The organism is Nitrospirota bacterium, from assembly GCA_016235245.1.
Lineage (GTDB): Bacteria > Nitrospirota > Thermodesulfovibrionia > Thermodesulfovibrionales > UBA6898 > UBA6898.
Genome location: JACRLO010000020.1, coordinates 12,281 through 31,763, shown reverse-complemented (window position 1 = coordinate 31,763; position 19,483 = coordinate 12,281). Strand labels below are relative to the sequence as shown.

At 50.9% G+C, this 19,483-nt stretch carries 16 protein-coding genes and 2 tRNA genes; 9 read left to right on the top strand and 9 right to left on the bottom strand.

What is annotated here, in order from left to right:
• Positions 1-32: 32 nt before the first annotated feature.
• Complete coding sequence (locus HZB31_09560; GenBank protein ID MBI5848176.1) at positions 33-2,003, bottom strand: transglycosylase SLT domain-containing protein; 1,971 nt, start codon at positions 2,001-2,003, stop codon at positions 33-35.
• A 108-nt stretch (positions 2,004-2,111) separates the two neighbouring features.
• Between HZB31_09560 and HZB31_09555 the strand changes: the two genes are divergently transcribed.
• Complete coding sequence (locus HZB31_09555) at positions 2,112-3,965, top strand: TIGR04442 family protein (protein MBI5848175.1); 1,854 nt, start codon at positions 2,112-2,114, stop codon at positions 3,963-3,965.
• Here HZB31_09555 and HZB31_09550 read toward each other — a convergent pair.
• Both HZB31_09550 and HZB31_09545 read right to left on the bottom strand, forming a co-directional pair.
• A tRNA-Cys gene (locus HZB31_09550) sits at positions 3,944-4,019 on the bottom strand. The genes HZB31_09555 and HZB31_09550 overlap by 22 nt on opposite strands.
• Positions 4,020-4,156: 137 nt before the next feature.
• Positions 4,157-4,231, bottom strand: a tRNA-Gly gene (locus tag HZB31_09545).
• Between the two features lie 113 nt (positions 4,232-4,344).
• On the opposite strand from HZB31_09545, the gene trpE reads away from it, so the two are divergent.
• Together trpE and pabA are read left to right on the top strand one after the other, a co-directional pair.
• A complete protein-coding gene (gene trpE / locus HZB31_09540) occupies positions 4,345-5,817 on the top strand; it encodes an anthranilate synthase component I (protein ID MBI5848174.1) in 1,473 nt (490 codons plus the stop codon).
• Positions 5,818-5,892: 75 nt separating this feature from the next.
• Positions 5,893-6,465: an aminodeoxychorismate/anthranilate synthase component II gene (pabA, locus tag HZB31_09535; protein MBI5848173.1), complete on the top strand. Its 573-nt coding sequence runs from the start codon at positions 5,893-5,895 to the stop codon at positions 6,463-6,465.
• 2 nt (positions 6,466-6,467) lie between these two features.
• On the opposite strand, the gene trpD is transcribed toward pabA, so the two are convergent.
• Complete coding sequence (trpD, locus tag HZB31_09530; protein MBI5848172.1) at positions 6,468-7,478, bottom strand: anthranilate phosphoribosyltransferase; 1,011 nt, start codon at positions 7,476-7,478, stop codon at positions 6,468-6,470.
• A gap of 16 nt (positions 7,479-7,494) precedes the next feature.
• Positions 7,495-8,613 carry a hypothetical protein gene (locus HZB31_09525; GenBank protein ID MBI5848171.1) on the bottom strand — a complete coding sequence of 373 codons (1,119 nt, stop codon included), beginning with the start codon at positions 8,611-8,613 and terminating at the stop codon, positions 7,495-7,497.
• A 201-nt stretch (positions 8,614-8,814) separates the two neighbouring features.
• Between HZB31_09525 and HZB31_09520 the strand changes: the two genes are divergently transcribed.
• From HZB31_09520 to HZB31_09500, 5 genes are all read left to right on the top strand, one after another.
• Positions 8,815-9,720 (top strand): Gfo/Idh/MocA family oxidoreductase, encoded by a 906-nt coding sequence (locus tag HZB31_09520; GenBank protein MBI5848170.1) that lies wholly within the window; start codon positions 8,815-8,817, stop codon positions 9,718-9,720.
• A 51-nt stretch (positions 9,721-9,771) separates the two neighbouring features.
• Positions 9,772-10,860, top strand: a complete 1,089-nt coding sequence (locus HZB31_09515; GenBank protein MBI5848169.1) for a DegT/DnrJ/EryC1/StrS family aminotransferase — start codon at positions 9,772-9,774, stop codon at positions 10,858-10,860.
• On the top strand, positions 10,853-11,995 hold the full coding sequence (gene lpxB / locus HZB31_09510; GenBank protein ID MBI5848168.1) for a lipid-A-disaccharide synthase: 1,143 nt from the start codon (positions 10,853-10,855) through the stop codon (positions 11,993-11,995). Before HZB31_09515 ends, lpxB begins: the two co-directional genes overlap by 8 nt.
• Before the next feature lie 7 nt (positions 11,996-12,002).
• Complete coding sequence (locus tag HZB31_09505; protein ID MBI5848167.1) at positions 12,003-13,274, top strand: 3-deoxy-D-manno-octulosonic acid transferase; 1,272 nt, start codon at positions 12,003-12,005, stop codon at positions 13,272-13,274.
• 94 nt (positions 13,275-13,368) lie between these two features.
• Complete coding sequence (locus HZB31_09500) at positions 13,369-15,774, top strand: DUF2207 domain-containing protein (GenBank protein ID MBI5848166.1); 2,406 nt, start codon at positions 13,369-13,371, stop codon at positions 15,772-15,774.
• A 313-nt stretch (positions 15,775-16,087) separates the two neighbouring features.
• Here the strand turns inward: HZB31_09500 and HZB31_09495 are convergent, their stop codons facing one another.
• The 4 genes from HZB31_09495 to HZB31_09480 form a co-directional block, all read right to left on the bottom strand.
• Entirely contained in the window at positions 16,088-16,405 is a 318-nt protein-coding gene (locus HZB31_09495) for a hypothetical protein (protein MBI5848165.1), read from the bottom strand.
• A gap of 258 nt (positions 16,406-16,663) precedes the next feature.
• Complete coding sequence (locus HZB31_09490) at positions 16,664-16,888, bottom strand: hypothetical protein (protein ID MBI5848164.1); 225 nt, start codon at positions 16,886-16,888, stop codon at positions 16,664-16,666.
• Positions 16,889-17,006: 118 nt separating this feature from the next.
• Positions 17,007-17,282, bottom strand: coding sequence for a hypothetical protein (locus HZB31_09485; protein ID MBI5848163.1), 276 nt, complete (start codon positions 17,280-17,282; stop codon positions 17,007-17,009).
• 248 nt (positions 17,283-17,530) lie between these two features.
• A complete protein-coding gene (locus tag HZB31_09480) occupies positions 17,531-18,262 on the bottom strand; it encodes a hypothetical protein (GenBank protein MBI5848162.1) in 732 nt (243 codons plus the stop codon).
• Positions 18,263-18,421: 159 nt separating this feature from the next.
• On the opposite strand from HZB31_09480, the gene lpxK reads away from it, so the two are divergent.
• Entirely contained in the window at positions 18,422-19,474 is a 1,053-nt protein-coding gene (gene lpxK / locus HZB31_09475) for a tetraacyldisaccharide 4'-kinase (protein ID MBI5848161.1), read from the top strand.
• The last annotated feature ends 9 nt before the right edge of the window (positions 19,475-19,483 follow it).

Genomic DNA, 19,483 nt, shown 5'->3' with positions numbered 1-19,483 from the left:
ACGATACCAGATGCGCCGGTTTTGTGTCCATATTATGAAGTCTTCCCAAGGATGATCCCGATACCGCTGTCTTCTCCCTGTTGAGGCAGTCCGGCTCTCCTGTAATGGAAATAACTGGTGAGCACTTTTTTTACGTAATTCCTTGTTTCGTTGTAAGGGATGTCTTCGATAAACTCGTCGATGGACCGGTAGTCAAAGCGCTGCTGCCACGACCTTACTGCCAGTTCTCCTGCATTATATGCTGCGAGCATATGTGCCAGCGAATGGAACTCGTCGAGCAGATTCCTCAGATAAAAACTCCCTAATTGGACGTTATTTTTCGGGTCGGTGAGCTGTGAAGGCCTGTGAATGCCGAGCTTGAGGTTCTTGTCGAGGCGGTACGCTGTCTGGGGCATGAGCTGCATAAGCCCATATGCCCCTGCGGGGGACTTTACTGCCTGATCGAATCGGCTCTCTTCTCTCATAACCGACAGGATGATGAAAGGGTCAAGATTATTGCGCTTTGATGCCTGCTCTACCTTGTCCCAGAAGGCGAGCGGGTACCAGAACCGGTGCATTTTTTCCGAGTAAGGAATCTTGCTGGTCAGGGTGATCGAGCGTTTGAATTCTCCCAATTCCTGGAACTTGGCTGCGCTGAAGAGAAGATCAGGCATTGAGGGTGTAGTTCTGCATGATGCTGCAAGCTCGGCAACAGCCTCCTGCCGCATGTCGAGGGAGATGAGCGCCTCAATTTTCTCGTTTCCCCTGCTTTTCCCCGGCGTTCCGTCAGACAGATTCAGCGATGAAAGCCGGGGGAGCATCCTGCCGCTTCGGGCATATGCCAGCACAGCGTAAAAATTATTATTGCCCGCTGTCATGAGTCTCGTATAGAGGCCCGATGCGTCTCTATTTTGCGCTTCCATGCTTCTTGCCAGCCAGTAGAGATATTTTGCTTCATCATAGCGGTCATGGAGACGGGAGAACGTTTCTTCAGACTGCTGATAGTTCCCTGCAAGGTACTGCGTCCACCCTATGCCCCAAAGCGCATCTTCCGCATCAGAGGGATAGTTCTTCAGCACATCCTGATATATCTGGATCGCCCGGTCAAAATCCTTTTCCCGTCTCCGGTCGGCGGCAACCGTAACGAGCAGAAAACCGGCCTTCTTGTCATTGCGCTTTGTAAGAGTGTTCAGGGCTGCTTCAAAGCCTTTTTTATCTCCTGCCCGGTACAGAGAACGGGCCTTGTAGAAGAGGTCATTCACTTCTCCATAGAGCTCTGCTGCTTCACGGTACTTTTTCTGCTTGAAGAGGGTATAGGCGAGATTTTTGAGGACCTCCTGTCTGTTATTGGCCGGGCATGCGGCAAGTGCCTGCCTCAACTCGCGTTCAGCCTCCTCAAAATCATACTGTTTCATAAGATTTGAGGCACGCTCAACCGTGTCCGCCGTTGTGATCTCATCTGCGCCCAGTTCGGCACGTGCAGCAGCGGAACGATACCCCGCTTTCAGATAGAGTTTTCTGAAGACCGCTGACGCCTTCTCTTTTTGGTTGTTCTTTTTTAGCAGCTGACCATAGCTATAATATGCGTCATCGTCTTCAGGGAAGTCCCGTATATATGCCTCATACAGAGGCAGCTGCCCTTCCTCGCTGATATCTCTTCCCTCTCTGAGTTCCGCCATTCTCGCCTTTTTCCGCAGGGGCGACGACGGATATCGGTCGATCAGTGCCCGGAGGGTCTCACCCGCCTTTCCGTGCTCTCCGAGATTGTGGTACGCGTCGGCCAGATAGAGCATCGCATAGTCTTCAAGAAGGGTGAACTCTTTTTGGGCGATGAGAAGATTGGATACGGCCTCGTTGTAGCGGCCGGCAGCGAGATCGGTTCTGCCCTTTGCGAAGGCTTCTTTTCCTCCTGAGTCCCCCGCAGAGACAGAGATAAAAATTGACAGCAGTATCAGTGCACAACAGGCGGAAATCCCTATTTTTAGTCTGGTCAGGCAGTGCATATCGTGGTGAAGATGTTTCATAATGTCCTGTATTTATAATAGATAAATCGGGGTCTTTCATCAACTTATCAGCGGCAGCTACACTGCCTGAATGAGAATAAAAGAACAATCCTGTGGTATATTTTCTTTATGATTAAAGACCTGAGGCTCCATGGCAGTCACGGTCCGGTAGACTTTTTTGCCCTTGTCTCCGGGGCAGATACCCTCAGCACTTATTTCTACGAAGAAGAGGCCGCCAGGATCCGCTTTTTTTCCCGCGGCAATGAGTTCACCGTCTCTGAAACGGGAGTAAGCTACCGGGGCACCGGCGGCAGCTTCTGTGAGTATATGTTTGGCGTTGAAAAGCCCCTTGCAGACATGGAAAAAGAGGATGTACTGAACAGGCTCATCATGTTTGGCGCATTCATGGACGAAAGCGAGCGGGTCATTTTTACCAATGACACGGAGGGCGGAGAGACCTTCTACCGCCTTTTCCTCCAGGGGCATGCGGTTACGAACTATTACTTCCTGATTGCTTCAGAGTCCGACGGCGACTATAAGAAACGGCAGAAGCAGGTTCTCAGGGCAGTCGGTAAGTTTCTGAAGCGTAATGACCTCTTGTCCCAGAACAAGGATACCGAGCTTCTTGAGAGCTTCTGCGCCGAGTTAGGCGAGCAGAAGTCCATGGTCTTCATTTTCAAGCTTATCCACAGGGCCAACCGTGAATACTACGATGCGTACAGGAATTTTTATTTAAGGAACAGGGGGCTTACTCCTGATGAGGAACTTTTCCTCCACGAGATTGTCGCGCGCAACGGGATTGACCACTATCAGCAGGAGCGGATGAAGATCGATGTGATGTACCGCCACCCGGACAACAAGCTGGTCGTTGATGAATACCGTGATATCCTTATCAGAGGGATTACCGACGATATGCTTGACGCCTCAGGTCATGCACGCCTCAACCGGCTCAGGACCCTGAGCATCAGAAACAACATCCCGGTCGTGCTCTTTGACACGCTTGACGATCTGTTGCTCAAGGACAAAAAAGTGCTTGAGGTGGAAGAACAGGAATATCTGAAGGAGTCCCGCGCCATCCTTGAGAATCTCTTTTTCAAGGACCCTTCTCTTAAACAGCATATCATCAAGGAGGACATCGTAAGGCTCATCAGGGCAAAGCATATTGCCTACTCGCAGAATGACCGGGGCTTCGAGCAGGTGCTGCTTGATATCGGCAAAGCCTGTGATGAGCTTTCGCGGGAGACGGACGACTTCAGCGTCTTTGAAGAGTTCAGTTCCATCATCACGTATTTTGACCGCTATGATAATGTCCTTGCGCTTTTGAGCCAGCTGTCTTTCATGAAGAACATCGAGTTCAGGGAGGAATCGCTCAGGAGTCTTGTCGGCAATAAAAAGGAATTTGACCGCCTGGATGGTGAGCTCTTCCGGTCTGTATTTATTACGGACCTGATGGACAATAAGTATATAACCTCCTATGGCAAGCGCAAGCTGAAGCTGGTGAACAAGGGCGTCGAAAATATCCAAAACGGTGAGGCCTCATACAAAGACGTCATCGCAGACCTCGCAACACTCACGAATGAGGAAAAGCTTTACTTTGAAACCCATGCCGCGCTCAAGGAGCGCATGAGAAGCTTCTTCCCCGGGCTTGAACTCAAAACGGTCAGAAACCATATTCGGGAGGATATTGCAAAGGAGCTCGCTGACCGGGGGATCGCCGCAAAGATCCCTGTCAGGCTTTTTGAAAAGGTCTTCCTCGATCTCCGCAAAGAATCGGTATACCTGAACCAGATTCTCCCTGAGGTGATACTTAACAGTGATTCTGAACTGAGAGAGGACTTTCTCCTTAACAGCGGACTTGACCGTTTTTATGTCGAGTCCCTTGAGCAGGAGTATTTCGAAGAGAAGGCGTTGGACATAACGCTGCTTGAGGTGATCAGGGAAGGGAAAGCTGTGAGGGAAATTGGAGGCGGCGAGCGGATTTGAACCGCTGAATAACGGTTTTGCAGACCGTCCCCTTAACCACTTGGGTACGCCGCCATGAGAGGCAGTAAAAAGTAATCAGTGATGAGTGATAAGTAAAACCGGATCGGGCAGCATTTTAGAAAGTAATCATTACGGTTGTTTTTGTCTGATTACTCATTACCCATAACGCATTACTCATTACGATTGTTTAATGGAGCGGGAAACGGGATTCGAACCCGCGACCCCAACCTTGGCAAGGTTGTGCTCTACCACTGAGCTATTCCCGCATGAACTCTTCAAGGCTCAGAGCGCCATCTGACGTAGTCTTAACTTATCATCAGGTAATGCGCTATAATTACGATACTGAACATATTAATTAAAAAAGGAAATTTTTGTCAACATGCTCTATCCTGATTTTGAAGAATTTAAGAGGCTTGCGCAAAAGGGCAACCTTATCCCGGTGTACCGGGAGATCCTCGCTGATACGTATACGCCGGTGACCGCATTTCTGAAACTCGGCGGGTCTCCGTCTTTTCTGCTTGAGAGCGTTGAGGGCGGCGAGAAATGGGCGCGTTATTCATTCCTCGGCTCCCGTCCTGCAAAAATTCTGAAGGGAAGAGGCCGGACGGTCGAAATCCTTGAGGGCAGCAGCGCGCCGCGGATTATCGAGACCGAAAGCCCGGTTGATGTCATCAAAGCGGAGATCACGGCGTATCGCCCGGTTGAGGTGAAAGGGCTGCCACGGTTTTTTGGCGGCCTTGTGGGATACATCGGCTACGACATGGTATCGTTCTTTGAGACGATCGAACTGAAGGCCAAGGACGGCATCGGCCTTCCCGATTTCTTTCTCATGCTTACCGATACCATGCTTGTTTTCGACAGTCTGAAGCAGAAAATTAAGGTGGTATCGAATGCTCATGTTGACGGCAGGCCCCTGGAGGAGATCTATGCGGAATCCGTGCAGAAGATCGATGAGATTATCGGCAGGCTGAGAACGCCTCTGCAGGGCACTGATGTCAGTGGCACGGGAAAAGCGGCCGGCTTTAATTCGAATATGCCCAAAGACGGGTTCCTTTCTGCGGTGGAAAAAGCGAAGGAATATGTTATGGCAGGCGACATTGTCCAGGTGGTCCTGTCGCAGCGGTTCGAGCGGTCTTCGCAGGTTGATCCCTTTGATATCTATCGTGCGCTGCGGGTGATCAACCCTTCGCCCTATATGTATTATCTTGACATCGGAGACGGGAAGATCGTGGGCTCGTCGCCCGAGATCCTTGTGAGGGTCGAGAACCGGAAGATTGTGCTTCGCCCTATCGCCGGTACGAGGCGGCGGGGAGAGACCGATGCGGTTGATAAAGAGCTTGAAGAAGAGTTGAAGTGTGATCCGAAGGAGATTGCCGAGCATATCATGCTGGTAGACCTGGGAAGGAATGATGTGGGGCGCGTGGCAAAGGTCGGCTCGGTCAAAGTCACGGACCTGATGACTGTCGAACGGTACAGCCATGTGATGCATCTCGTGTCGAATGTGGAAGGTGATCTGAAGGAGGGTCTTGATTCCTTTGACGTCTTAGGTGCCTGTTTTCCTGCGGGCACGGTCAGCGGCGCTCCAAAGGTCCGCGCCATGGAGATTATTGATGAACTTGAGCCTGCCCGTCGCGGTCCCTATGCCGGATCGGTCGGTTACCTGAGCTATTCAGGGAACCTTGACATGTGTATCACGATCAGGACCCTGGTCGTCAAGGATGATAAGGTTTATGTCCAGGCAGGCGCAGGTATTGTTGCCGATTCAGAGCCGGAGAAGGAATACACGGAGACGGTGAACAAGGCTAAGGGCATGATGAAGGCCGTTGACATGGCAGAAGAGGGATTGGATTAGAACACCGTAATGGGTGATGAGTAATGATGAATAAACGGGCAGCGGAAAGTTTGAAAGGATAAAAAGGACAAGACGATGCTATTGATGATTGACAATTACGATTCTTTTACCTATAACCTGGTCCAGTATTTTGGCGAATTGGGTGAGGATGTTCAGGTCTTCAGAAATAATAAAATAACGATCGATGAGATCGAAACGATGAAGCCCGACAGGATCGTCATATCACCGGGTCCATGCACGCCAAACGAGGCTGGCATCTCGGTCGAGACGATCAGGCATTTTGGCGGGAAGGTGCCGCTCCTCGGTGTATGCCTTGGCCATCAGTCGATTGGCGCGGCCTTTGGAGGCGAGATCATCCGTGCCCCGAGGCTTATGCATGGCAAGACCTCACTTATTCATCACGACGGCCGGATACTTTTTGAGGGGCTGCCCAATCCTTTTGAGGCGACGAGATATCATTCGCTTATCATAAGGAAAGAGACAAAGCCCGACTGCCTTGAGGTCACGGCATGGACCGATACGGGAGAGATCATGGGCGTAAGGCACAAGGAACTGGTAATAGAGGGGGTGCAGTTTCACCCGGAGTCAATTCTTACCCTGGCAGGAAAAGACCTGCTCAGAAACTTCCTTAAGCTGAAACAAACGTAGCCCTACTGACTGTTCGAAATCTTCCTGATCTCCTCAAGCTTTTTCAGGGCTCTGCCTGAGTCAATCGCTTCCTGGGCCATTGCAACCGCTGTCTTCATATCAGATGCCCTGCCTGCAACCATGAAGCCGGCAGCAGCATTGATCATCACTATATCGCGTTTTGATCCCTTTTCACCGTTCAGTATCTGCAGGGTGATTTTTGCATTTTCCTGATTGTCTCCTCCGACAAGGTCTTCCCTTTTACCGCGTTTAAGACCGAAGTCCTCGGGCGAGAGGATAAGATTCTCCACCTTGCCTTTGGTGAACCGTGATACCCGGGTGCCGTCCGTGATCGTGATCTCGTCAAGCCCGTCTTCACCATGTACGACCATCGCATCTTCCGCGCCGAGGTTGCCGAGTACGGTTGCAAGCGTCTCGGTAAGTTTGGCGGCGAATACGCCAAGTATCTGTCTCCTGGCACCCGCAGGATTGGTTAAGGGACCCAGGATATTGAAGATCGTCCGGAGGCCCATCTCCCGGCGCGGCCCGATCGCATATTTCATTGCCGGGTGGAAGAGCGGTGCAAAAAGGAAACCGAAGCCTGTTTCAAAAAGGCATTTTTCCACCTTGTCCGGAGCCAAATCGATCCTGATGCCGAGCGCCTCCAGCAGATCAGCACTGCCTGACTTGCTCGATACCGCCTTATTGCCATGCTTGGCGACAGGCACGCCGCCTGCTGCTATGACGATTGCCACGGTTGTGGAAATATTGAAGGTGTGAGACATGTCCCCGCCTGTGCCGCAGGTATCAAGCACACCCTCCGGCGCCTTGATCTTTGCTGCCTTGTCCCGCATGATGCGCGCTGCGCCGGTGATCTCTTCAACCGTCTCCCCCTTGATCCTGAGCGCCGTGAGGAATGAGCCTATCTGGGCATCAGTGGCTTTCCCCTCCATGATCTCCTGCATGCACTCGGCCATTTCGGGTTCAGAGAGGTCAATGCCCCCGACGAGCAGATTGATAGCTTCTTTAATCATAAATTGTCATATCCCCCTAATAGCAGTAATCTTGATCAGCCCGGTCTTCCCGGGCTTCCTGTATTGTTGTCGGCTCTTTTGTCACATTCATATTCAGATGGGACTCCCTATTGTTTGGCAGGCCCGTGTCCCTGTTTTTCGGTGCGGCGAGATTAAGCACGGTATTGATGAATTGGGGTGGGAGGTGCTGAAGGTTTGTATTGCTGGGTGTTTTGTGCAGGACGAATTCCGAACTCGCCTTCAGGTTTATCTGATCATTTTCCATAAAGCTGCTGGCGGTGTTTTCCGTGATGTCTTCAGGGGAGAAGGTCGAAAGTTCAGGAACGATGAAGTAGTTGCTCCCGAAAGAATACTTTGTGACATAGCCGTAGAATTCTTTTTGGCACCGGCCTACGTAGCCCCCGCCGATAAGTACGGACTTTGCGCCAACGGCCTCAAGGAAGGAAAGGAGTACGACAAGATCCTCCGAGAGCAGTCTGCCGACGCTGGCTGATTCGGATTCCATATAGAGTATGGACGGCGACCCGTTGGCGATCTCGTTGAGGTATCGTGCATATTCGTCACGGAAGTTCATGTAGGTATAGCTGTTGGCGTTCCGGTAGTTCCGCGGCAGCAGCAGTATGACGAGTTTTTCATCCATGGTCAGATATTCAAGAAAATTCTTTTCGTTCCTCTGCTGTTCCTGCTCAAGCCGCGTGACAGCCTTCTTCGGAGACTCCTTCAGAAACAGATCGACCAGACTGCCTTTCAGGTCCTGTGGTTCCCGTGTCACCTGAGGCTTCTTGGCGTGAAAGAACAGGTAGTAGGAGGGATGGACAAAGATATATACCGACTTGTTGCTGTCAATGTATTTTGCGTATTCGCCGTATGAGGCTGCCGGAATGTCCTGCAGTTTCCGAATGTCGAGTTTGTTGTATGCCCATGAAATCCAGAGGGGGTCCTTTTCCACCTCCTGGTTTCTTTTTTCTACGGCTTCCATGACCGCGCTGATATGCTGTTGCTTCTGCTCCATGAATTCTCCGAGGGATTTATCGTCAAGGGGCAGGACAGGGATGTCAGTCTGTGTCGGTACGGATGCGCACCCGGCAAAAATGGCAATACAGAAAAGAAGGGAAAAGAGGATATGCTTTTTCATAGTTACCTATGCTCATTTTACAAATTATCATATTTCGATTACAAGCAGAGCCCTTGCACTGTTCACCCTCTTTCAGTCCTTAAGTCACCTGCTCCTGCGGTTTCATTCACCTGCTTTTGGTCTTTTATCAACATCGGTATCCTTGCCGAAACTTCCCGTGATAGTGCAAAATATACCGCATATTCTTGTCGAGGGGGAAACGTGTCACATCGTATCGGCGTAATCGGCGTGGGCTATCTTGGGCAGCACCATGCCCGCATTTTTTCTGAACTGGAGCATGTTGCGCTTGCCGGTGTTGCTGACTCTGACCTCGTGCGTGCCGGCGAGATCGCTGTCAGGTATGGCTGCGCGTCATTTGGAGACTGGCAGGAGCTTGTCGAAAACTGCGATGCGGTCAGTATTGTGACTCCTACGACGACACATCATGAGATTGCGCTTGCCTGTCTGAAGGCAGGCAAGGATGTCTTTGTTGAAAAACCTATCACCGGGAGTCTTCAGGACGCCCGGGAGATCATAGCTGCAGCTGATGCCGGAGGCCGTATTCTTCAGGTCGGGCACCTTGAACGGTATAACCCTGCCATTGTCGCGGCGTCGGAGTTGATACGGAATCCCCGTTTCATCGAGGCGGAGCGGCTTTCGCCGTTTTTGGGAAGAGGGACGGATGTTGACGTGACCCTTGACCTCATGATTCACGATATTGATATCGTGAGCGGCCTTGTGAAGTCAACGGTCAGGAGCATCAATGCTGCGGGTGACCGGGTGCTTACCGGCAAGATCGATGCGGCAAAGGCATGGATCGAGTTTGAAAACGGCTGCAAGGCGCTTATTACGGCAAGCAGGCTTGCGACTGAAAAAGCGAGGCGTCTGAAAGTCCATCAGGACGATTCGTTTATTTCGGTCGATTACCAGTCCCAGGAAGTCAGGCGCTACTTCAAGGATGCCACCGGCATTGCCTTTGATGTCATCAGACCTGAGAGCCGGGAGCCTCTTAAGGAAGAGTTGAAGGATTTTGTCTCCTGCCTGCAGAGCAGGGCATGTCCGATGGTCTCCGGCAGAGAGGGTATGCAGGCACTTGAGATTGTGCTGAAGATAAACGAGATGATATAGCCGCAGCAGATGCATTAAACGAATGAATACTATAATGGAGATATAACAGGTATGGTTCCGATGATAGATCTGAAAAAACAGTTCGCCGACATAAAGGATGAGGTGCTCGGCACCGTAACCGATATCCTCGAAAGTGCGCACTATATTCTTGGCCCGCGGGTATCGGAGTTCGAGAAAAAGGTTGCTGCGTACCACGGCGTGTCTGAGGCGATCGGTGTTGCATCCGGCACGGATGCCCTGCATCTTGCGGTGGAAGCTCTTGGCATTGGTGACGGAGACGAGGTGATCACAACGCCCTTCACCTTCTTTGCAACGGCCGAGGCCGTGATCTACACCGGGGCCACACCGGTCTTTGTCGATATCGATCCGGAGACGATGAACATCGACCCTGCAAAGATCGAGGCGAAGATTACCGAAAACACAAAAGCGATTATTCCTGTCCATATCTTCGGCCATCCGGCAGACATGGACAAGATCATGGCGATCGCAAAGAAACATAATCTGCATGTCATCGAAGACTGCGCCCAGTCGTTCGGTGCAGATATCAACGGCAGAAAGACAGGCAGTTTTGGTGACGTCGGCTGTTTCAGCTTCTACCCGAGCAAGAACCTCGGCGCGTTCGGCGATGCCGGTATGGTGACCCTGAATGACGCGGAGCTTGTTGACAGGATCAGGGTGCTTAGGAACCACGGCTCAAAGGGTGCCTATAAACATGAGTCTGTCGGCTTCAACAGCAGGCTCGATGAACTGCAGGCAGGCATCCTTTTGGTGAAGTTCAGGAGGATCGATGATTACAACAGGCGCAGACGCGAAAACGCAGCCCTGTATAATACGTATATTTCGGACGCGGTGCTCAAACCGGTTGAAAAGCCGGGTATGACCCATGTGTATCACCAGTACACCTTACGGAGCGTCCAGAGGGACAGGATACAGCAGGCACTGCGTGAAAAGGAGATATCGTCGGTCGTCTATTACCCGATCCCCCTGCATCTGCAGGAGGCCCTGAGTTTCCTTGGCCATAAAGAGGGAGACTTCCCTGTTGCGGAAGATGCCGCGTCAAAAGTGTTTTCCCTTCCCATGTATCCGGAACTGGAAGAAAAAACGATCAAGGAGATCGCAGAGATCATCAACAATGTCTGAAACGGTCATGATCGTTGCAGGCGAGACCTCAGGAGAACTCTATGGAGCGCTCCTTGCAGACGCCCTGAAAAAAAAAGTCCCTCACCTCAGGATCATCGGCATCGGCGGTGAAAGGATGCAGGCAGCCGGGGTTGAGCTTCTCTCCGGTATCGCAAGCGCCTTTGGCCTTACAGAGGCGCTCTCTTCCCTGAAGGCCCTTAAAGAGACATTCAGAAAAGCTTCAGAGGCATTTAGGAAATCTCGTCCCTCGGTCCTTGTTCTTATCGATTACCCTGACTTCAATCTCCGTCTTGCCGCAGAGGCACGGAAGCAGAATATCCCAGTCCTTTATTACGTGAGTCCGCAGGTATGGGCATGGAGAGAGGGCAGGGTGAAGAAGATCGCAAAACTGGTCGACCGGATGGCAGTCATCCTTCCTTTTGAGGAAAAGATCTATCGTGATACCGGTCTTGCCGCAGAGTTTGTCGGACATCCGATCCTTGACGAGATGTTGCAGATTCAGCCGGATAAGAAGACGTTAAAGGCGGAGCTGGGACTCGACCCGGAGATGCCGCTTTTAGCGCTTCTTCCCGGCAGCAGGCCCCATGAGCTGCAGCGACTTCTTCCCCTGCTCCTTGATGCGGTGAAGCAGGCCAACTATGAACTCCCGGGATATCAATACTGCCTTCCCTTTGCTCCAAACACTGATCTTATTCAGCATAAGGCCCTTATCGACTGCCTGCAGCATGAAGGCGTGATGATCAATAAGGGCAAGTCCCTCAAGACTCTCGCGGCATCCGACTATGCGGTTATCGCCTCGGGCACGGCAACGCTTCAGGCAGTGCTTCTTGGTCTGCCGCTTGTGGTTGTATACAAGGTGTTTCCCCTTACCTTCTGGCTCGCCAAACGCATTATAAAAGTAAAGCATGTATCACTCGTCAATATCCTTTCCGGGAGTGAGGTCGTCAGGGAACTCCTCCAGAAAGATGCGACGGTTGAAAATATCATGCTTGAGCTGAAGCGCTTGATAACTGATTCTGCGTACCGGGCAGAAATGCAGAAGTCGTATGACGATGTGCGGAGGGTATTTATTGAAAAACATGCCTCAGACCGGGTATCGGACATGGTTATCGAGATGGCAGGCTGGAAGAAATAATACTGCGATGTTTCTGCTATACAGCATTCTTTACTCATTGGCCCTCCTGATCCTGTTTCTGCCGCAGTATCTGAAAAGACCTGCGGAAATCAGGAAAAAATGGCTGCATGACAAATTCGGTTTTTTTGACCGCTCACTGCTCATGGCTCATTCCTCACCAATCTGGATCCATGCGGTTTCAGTCGGTGAGGTTAATGCGGCAATCCCCTTTCTGAGGAAACTGAAAAAAGTATATCCGGATGTCCCTGTCATTCTTTCTACCATCACCGACACCGGGCAGGAGGTTGCGAGGCAAAAAGCCCCTGAAGGCACGCATCTGGTCTATCTTCCCTTTGACCTGCGGATCATCCTTAAGCGCTGTTTTGAAAAGATCAGGCCGAGGCTTTTCATTGTCATGGAGACTGAACTCTGGCCAAATATTTTCAGGGTAGCGGCCGAAAGGAATATCCCGGTCATTGTCCTGAACGGCCGGATATCGGAGAAGTCCTCAAGGGGATATCAAAAGGCATCTTTTTTTATGCATAAGGTCCTGGAGCATGTGAAGCTCTTCTGCATGCAGAGCCCTTCAGATGCTGAAAGAATAAAGTCTATCGGCGCTCAAGAGAGCAAAGTGATGGTGTCAGGCAATTTCAAGTTTGACATGGAGATTTCGCAGGATATTCCTTTCTGGATGAAAGAGGTGCAGGGCCAGGTGATCGTTGCAGGAAGCACGCATGCAGGCGAGGAGCAGATCATAATCGACGCCTACCGCGAGAACGTCTATCTCTTTCCCGGGCTGAAACTGATCATTGCCCCGCGTCATCCTGAACGGTTCAAAGAGGCAGAAGACGTAATCAGGAAATCTGACATCAGGTATATCAAGCGCTCTGAGCTTGAAGTGGAGGGTGTAGAACCGGGCCCAAAGAAATTCAATATCCTGCTGCTTGATACGGTGGGAGAACTGACTGCGGTATACGGCATTGCCGATATAGCGATCATGGGCAAGAGCATTGAAGGCGTCGGCGGTCAGAACCCGCTTGAGCCTGCATACTGGGGCAAGCCGATCATCTGCGGCCAGCATATGGAAAACTTTCCTTTTATCAAAGATTTCTATGCTGCAGGCGCTGCCTTTGAGGTCACCTCAACCGGTCTTGCGAAAAAGATCAAAGAACTTCTGATGCAGCCGGAAAAGGCGAAGTCAGCAGGGGAAAAAGCACGTGCCCTGTATCTGAAAAACTCCGGGGCCGTTGACCGGGCAATGAAGGTTGTGGAGGGTTTTGTGAAGGCACCTTCAGCATAGCAATTTTGCGGATATCTTCCGCCTTTTGTAGCACCTCACAATTCCTCCGGCAGGCGGATTATCATTAGAGTCCTCCTGTGCTACACTTCCAGATATGATCCGTAAAATCCTTGTTGCGGTAATGCTGTTGCTTATCCTGATCGTGATCATCGGGTTAGTCGGCCTGTTCGGTCTTGGCAAGCAGATCAATGCTCCCGGTCTTGATGACCTGATGTCCCGCATTATCGGCCGGAATCAGCAGGGAGACGGTCCTGCGTCTGATACAACGTTGCCCTGGAACATCGAGGGGATCGCAGGAACATGGACCGGTGTGAGCGAGACCGACGGCACAACCTGGCAGTTTACCTTCGAAAAGAATTTTGCCGTGCGCGCTGACAGTTCCTCCGGCTATTTCAATCAGGGAACCGCATTTGTGCACTGGAAACTCGGGCTGACCGACGGCTTTGTCAGGGTGCCGCCGGGATGGGCCCCTCTTGATATTGATGTGATTGATTCGACAGAGCCCGGCCACCGGAACAAATCTTCTTTAGGAGCCTTTTCTTTAAGGGGGGAAGTGCTGAAATATTGTTTCAGCACACCCGGAAATCTTATTCGTCCGATCAATGATATTTCGCGCAAAGACATCAGATGCTTCGATCTTGTCCGCAGAAGCGCAGTTGCAAAGAGTCCCTCTGTATCTCCTTCTCCTCCTCAGCGTCCGGTTCGGCCGAAAGCCGAATCCGAACCTTCTTCACGCGATGTGAAGTCTCTGCGCGTGAGGAGTTTTCATGCAGACATCCATATCCAGTCTGACGGGAATATCCGGGTGAAGGAGACGATGAAGGTCCATACCGGCGGGATTACTGTGCAGCGGAAAGAAGGTGCACTGCTTACCGGCATTTACCGGGCCATTGGCGGACGCGTTCAGGGGCAGCATGCCTATTACCGGCTGATGGGATTTGAGATGAAAGCCGCAGGGCTCGACGGCCAGCCGATACCGTATACGGTGCAGACATCGGGCCGCTGGTTTACTCATTACGTTTTTTTAGGACCTGAACAGCTTACCCTGACACCGGGTCTTCACGAATTTACTCTCGAATATACGGTGGACCGGCATATCAGATTCCTTTCTGACCACGATGAGCTTTTCTGGTGGGTCTTTGGCGAAGGCATGCATGGTTGGCTGGACTCCGTAGAGACCGTGAGCACGACGGTCATTCTTCCCTACGGGAATTCCGGCATTATTGCAAGTCTTGAGGACCACTCCTGGAATGCCGGCACAGGAAAGATTCCGGGACTGCTTGCAGCGGCTGCTGCATCAGAGGCGGCCGGCGTTCTTCACTACGAGAAGGTACTTTCGAAGAAGCAGCCCTATCTTTCGGTTGTCGTGAGCCTGCCCAAAGGTGCGGTAAGCGGGCCTGATCCGGACCAGCGCGTCGTCTTCTTCCTTCGGGACATGAGCGCCTATTGGCCGGGACTGTTGGGTCTCACGCTCTTTTTTGCTTACTATATTTTTGCATGGGTACGCGTCGGCAGGGACCCGGAGGCATCTTCAATTGTGCCTCGTTACAGACCGCCTGCAGGCTGTTCTCCCGGGATTGCCCGCCGCCTCATCACAATGGGCTATGACCGCACCGCTTTTTCCGCTTCACTCCTGAATCTGGCAGCTGAGGGTATTGTCAGGATCGCCTCTCAGGCAGGAAGGTATTTTGTGGAGAGAACGGAAAAGCAGGCTGTCGGTCTTGCTCCTGATGAAGAGGCCCTCCTTGATGCGCTCTTCAAGGGTTCATCAGGCAGTGCTCATCAGCAAAGCAGGCAGGAGCTTGATGCCATAACGATCCATCGGGCTTATCGTGCCCACCGCCGCGCTCTGCGGCTGATGGTGAACAGACAATATTTTACGCAGAATCTGCTTTACCTGATACCTGCCTTCCTGCTCTCGCTCGGCGTTGCTGCGATCAATGCTGAGATCGTCGATATAGGAGGAACGTATATCAGGGAGTTGGCCGGTCTTGGTCTCTGGACCTTGCTGACCGGATTTATTACACGCTTTCTGGTAAGGAAAAAAGTCCTCGAACTGAGGAAGCCTTCGAAGCTTGTATACCTCGCTGCCCTTTTTCCTATAATGCTCTATGCGGTTGCTGTCGCGGTCAGCCAGAGCGTTGATGTCTTTAATATCATGAAGTTTATGTTCCTTGCGCCGCTTTTTATCATGATGACTGGACATGTGGTATTCCTTTTTCTTCTAAGGGCTCCTACAGAGCTCGGCAGAAAGGCGCTCGATGAGATCGAAGGCTTCAGGGTTTTTCTCGCCGCCGCCGAGGGCGACCGGCTTGACCGGATGAATCCGCCCGAAAAGACACCGGCCCTGTTTCAGGCCTATCTATCGTATGCCCTTGCGCTTGGCGTGGAAAACCGCTGGTCAGAACAGTTCTCCGGAGAAATCGATGAGACCTATACGCTGCCGCCGCTTGACCTCTTCCTGTCTGCGATATCCAGGCTTTTTACCAAAAAAAGCTGAAGTTGTTATTGGAAAGAGATCAAGGAACTCCATTACTAACGGTTTCCTTATTGCCCGCCTGATCTATGTCTGTCATTGCGGCTTGTCCGCAATCCCTCCTGTCCTTTATGGATACTGGGCATCAGGGAAAGATTTGACGATCTTCTTGGGCAGGGCGATCTGGTTCTTTGACGTTTTCTTCGCAAGCATGATTCCTTACTTCCTTACTGTAAGGGTACCTGTGTATTCGAGCGCAAACATCAATCTCAATAGCGCAGGTAATCCAGCGGCTTATCAACCGACTATCGTATCGTTTCTTCTAATTCACCCTTTTTTACCTCATGATTATCCCGACTATCTGGACAACAAGTCCCAGCGCATACATTCCCAGAATAAATCCTTTGCTTTCCCGTTCATACCTGGTGAAGAAGTAAATTAAAAAGAAAATACTCGCTATCAGACCTTCCAGAAAAGGAGGAATACCAATCATCGGACCAATGAAATAGGCAATAAAGGCTGATCCCATAATAAGCAAGAACTGCCCCATGCTTTCATTATACGCATGAACCAACACAAAAGCTGCCGCCAGGGTCATTATCCCGGAACCGCAATAATAGAGAATTCCCGCAAGCAGATTATCTCCGGTCATCATATTGTCTGCCTCTCCAAATCAAGAAACCTGCTGTCCTGAAAATTGCAGTATTCTGTGTCATCTAAGCATTATCTCGTAAGCTTAAACGAGCCGAGAAAACGTGCACTGTCGCTTCCATCTATTCTGTCTGAAGGCATACGCACTCCAACGATATAAACCCGATTGCCGACCAGGTAAAGTTGAGAAAGCGAAATCTGATCAGACTCGTATTCAATCCGATATCGCCGACCGGGGAATACCCCATAACTGATTTTTTCTTCACTCAAAACCTTCCCTTTTGTAACCCCGTTCCTTGCAGACCACCCCGGCAATTGCGGCCACTGTCAAGACGAGCGTGATGATCAATCCAATCGGAATGCCGGATGAGGTCCGCTGTGCAGATGCCCCGGCAAGGCTGCCCCGCTGTTTCATTCTTAACTCCGACTGCATATCCCGCTCCTTTTTCCATCGTTCATACTCAGCCTTGTTCTTGAACTCTGCCATATGTCCCAATTCTCCTTTACGGGTTGCCCGCTGCTGGTATGTCGATCAGAGTAAGAAGTTCACTCTAACCCAGACTGTATACAGCAAAAGCAGGCGGTTTATATATTCTCTATCATAGTTATTTGGAAGCGATTTTATTCGCTATGCTGCCGTTCCATCTGCCTGTTGTGTCAGTAGTAAATGGACCTGCAGCCAACGTGCCTTGACTTTGATCTAGGTTGATCTGATAGATCGATACGCGGGCCTGACTAATCGGCCCATTACTTACAACACCCCCAATGGGTGTGGGTATTGCACCAGAGGCTTTATCGGGAAGAGTTATTGAGCAAAGAACCGCCAGCAAAAGAATGGAAAGAAGAATGGAAACCTGCTGCCTCGTCGCCAAATGACCCATTGTATCCCCCTTTAATGATCATTGACCAAGTCTCTATTTGCCTAAATAGTAATAAAGACTGATTTCAACTGTCAATAGTGGATATAAAACCCTTGAGAATAATGCCGCGGGACGGGTCAGATTTCTTTTTTATATTCTGACATGTTATGGATGATAGTTGCGAGTGTTTGAGGTTGTAAGTCGCATCGCCATGTGTCTGTTTTAGTCGTTTGTTTCAGAAAGTAATCAATGCCTTTTAAGCTGTTCGCTTACCCTTTGGAAGGCTTTATTTGCTGAGCATTTTGCACGGTCTTCTGTGCTGATCCTGTCTCATGGATCTGCGCATATTCCGTAGATATCTGCTTCAGATGATCGACCCTGGCCATCCAGCCTTTAAGATACCGTCCAAACCGCGCAGGCCTCCGCTGCGCAAGACGCTGAAATCTCTGGCCCCGCATATCAAGATATGTGTCCACGTTGCCTTCGGACTTCGCAAGGATTTTTCTCGCTGCTGCGGGACTGTTGACGTACGTGTCGAAGTGTATCAGGCTTAAGGGATAAGGCAGCTTTGCCGCGCCTGACCTGTTCCATATTTTTTTGTAAATTGCCTCGGCATCGGCACGGGTAAGGTCCTTTATATCTCCTTTGTATCCGAATTCATTGGCGGTTGACTGGAGGATTCCCATCTTGGATGATTCCCGCATGCCGTCCTTTTTTACATAGCTGCTTCCTTCATGTTTCAGGACGACCTTCAGAATTTCCTTAAAACTGTCGTTGGGAGGCGGACTGGCGGAAGCTGCAGGTTTTTCGATCAGGAGAGCGGGACTTTTTATGGCAAGGGCACTGCTCCTGAGGTCCTTCTGCTGCCTGATCTCAGCCTTGAGCAACTGCCCGAACTCTGTTGCAGAATTCCCTGGTCTGTTTCCGGCTGCCTTGTCCCTGAGCAGAGTTGCCGGATCGATCCATTTTGGTTTTCCTATTCCATCCGTTCCATGTGGCATATGTTCACCTCACATTAGCCTTAGTATAAATCGTTCATATCATTAAATCCATCCTCTCTTAGTCATCCGGTCCACATGGACATGGTATAATGCCACCTGATATTAAGGCGCACGCAAGGGGAAGAGAGAGACTATGCCAGTTCGTAGCGGCCAGAACAGATGAATATCGCTGAATACCTCTATTATCTCGGGCTTTCCGCAAAGAAGTTTCTGTCGCTGAAGAACCAAAAGAGACTGCCTCACCGGGTGATCAGCATCGGCAACATCACGCTGGGCGGGACCGGCAAGACGCCCGCTGCAATCGCTGTAGCGGAAGAGGCGAAAAAGCGCGGATTCCAGCCGGTAATTCTTACGCGCGGATACAAGGGGACTGCTACCGGGCCATGTTTTGTGACAAAAGGGGAAAAGCCGCTCCTTACCGCAGCGCAGGCCGGCGACGAGCCGCTCCTGATGGCCGAAATGCTCAAAGGAGTTCCGATCGTAAAAGGCGCTGACCGGTATGAGGCAGGGATGTTTGCAATCAAAGAGTTAAGTGGCGAACATTCAGGGTCCGTGGATCAGCAAAGCACGGAAGCTGTTCAATTGCAAATACCTAATCCCCAATCCCCAATCCCTCTCTTTATCCTCGACGACGGGTTTCAGCACTGGAAACTGTACCGGGACCGGGACATCGTACTTATCGACTCAAGAAACCCTTTCGGCAACCGGAAACTGTTTCCTGTCGGCAGACTAAGGGAGCCGTTGACCGGACTCAAGAGGGCCGATGTTATCATGATCACCAAGGCAGAGCGGGAAGATGCCGGTCTTATTGCGGAGATAAGACAATACAATAATCATGCTCCGGTCTTTTTTTCTCTGCACCGCATTACCGCAGTGAGAACAGGGGCAGGGGAGAGAAAAACTCCTGATTGGCTGCGAAACAGAAAGATCTTCTGCTTCTGCGGGTTGGCAGATCCTGAAGCGTTCAGAAATACGTTGTCAGGTTCGGGGGCGGAAGTGGCAGGCCTGAAGGCATTTCGCGACCATCATCGCTACGCTCAGGAGGATATGGAGGCGATAAGAAAAGAGTGTGCGACTTCAGGTGCATCCTGGATTGTTACGACAGACAAGGATATGGTAAAGCTGAGAAATCTTGATTTGCCGGAGAATATTCTTATAATAGAAATTGCATTCATTGCAGACCAGCCTTTTTTTGAGAGCGTGTTTGCATAGCTGTTCTAT

Coding starts and splice junctions, on each gene's coding strand:
- HZB31_09560 (MBI5848176.1), bottom strand. CDS start 2,003: ATGAAACATCTTCACCACGATATGCACTGCCTGACCAGACTAAAAATA.
- HZB31_09555 (MBI5848175.1), top strand. CDS start 2,112: ATGATTAAAGACCTGAGGCTCCATGGCAGTCACGGTCCGGTAGACTTT.
- trpE (MBI5848174.1), top strand. CDS start 4,345: ATGCTCTATCCTGATTTTGAAGAATTTAAGAGGCTTGCGCAAAAGGGC.
- pabA (MBI5848173.1), top strand. CDS start 5,893: ATGCTATTGATGATTGACAATTACGATTCTTTTACCTATAACCTGGTC.
- trpD (MBI5848172.1), bottom strand. CDS start 7,478: ATGATTAAAGAAGCTATCAATCTGCTCGTCGGGGGCATTGACCTCTCT.
- HZB31_09525 (MBI5848171.1), bottom strand. CDS start 8,613: ATGAAAAAGCATATCCTCTTTTCCCTTCTTTTCTGTATTGCCATTTTT.
- HZB31_09515 (MBI5848169.1), top strand. CDS start 9,772: ATGGTTCCGATGATAGATCTGAAAAAACAGTTCGCCGACATAAAGGAT.
- lpxB (MBI5848168.1), top strand. CDS start 10,853: ATGTCTGAAACGGTCATGATCGTTGCAGGCGAGACCTCAGGAGAACTC.
- HZB31_09505 (MBI5848167.1), top strand. CDS start 12,003: ATGTTTCTGCTATACAGCATTCTTTACTCATTGGCCCTCCTGATCCTG.
- HZB31_09500 (MBI5848166.1), top strand. CDS start 13,369: ATGATCCGTAAAATCCTTGTTGCGGTAATGCTGTTGCTTATCCTGATC.
- HZB31_09495 (MBI5848165.1), bottom strand. CDS start 16,405: ATGATGACCGGAGATAATCTGCTTGCGGGAATTCTCTATTATTGCGGT.
- HZB31_09490 (MBI5848164.1), bottom strand. CDS start 16,888: ATGGCAGAGTTCAAGAACAAGGCTGAGTATGAACGATGGAAAAAGGAG.
- HZB31_09485 (MBI5848163.1), bottom strand. CDS start 17,282: ATGGGTCATTTGGCGACGAGGCAGCAGGTTTCCATTCTTCTTTCCATT.
- HZB31_09480 (MBI5848162.1), bottom strand. CDS start 18,262: ATGCCACATGGAACGGATGGAATAGGAAAACCAAAATGGATCGATCCG.
- lpxK (MBI5848161.1), top strand. CDS start 18,422: ATGAATATCGCTGAATACCTCTATTATCTCGGGCTTTCCGCAAAGAAG.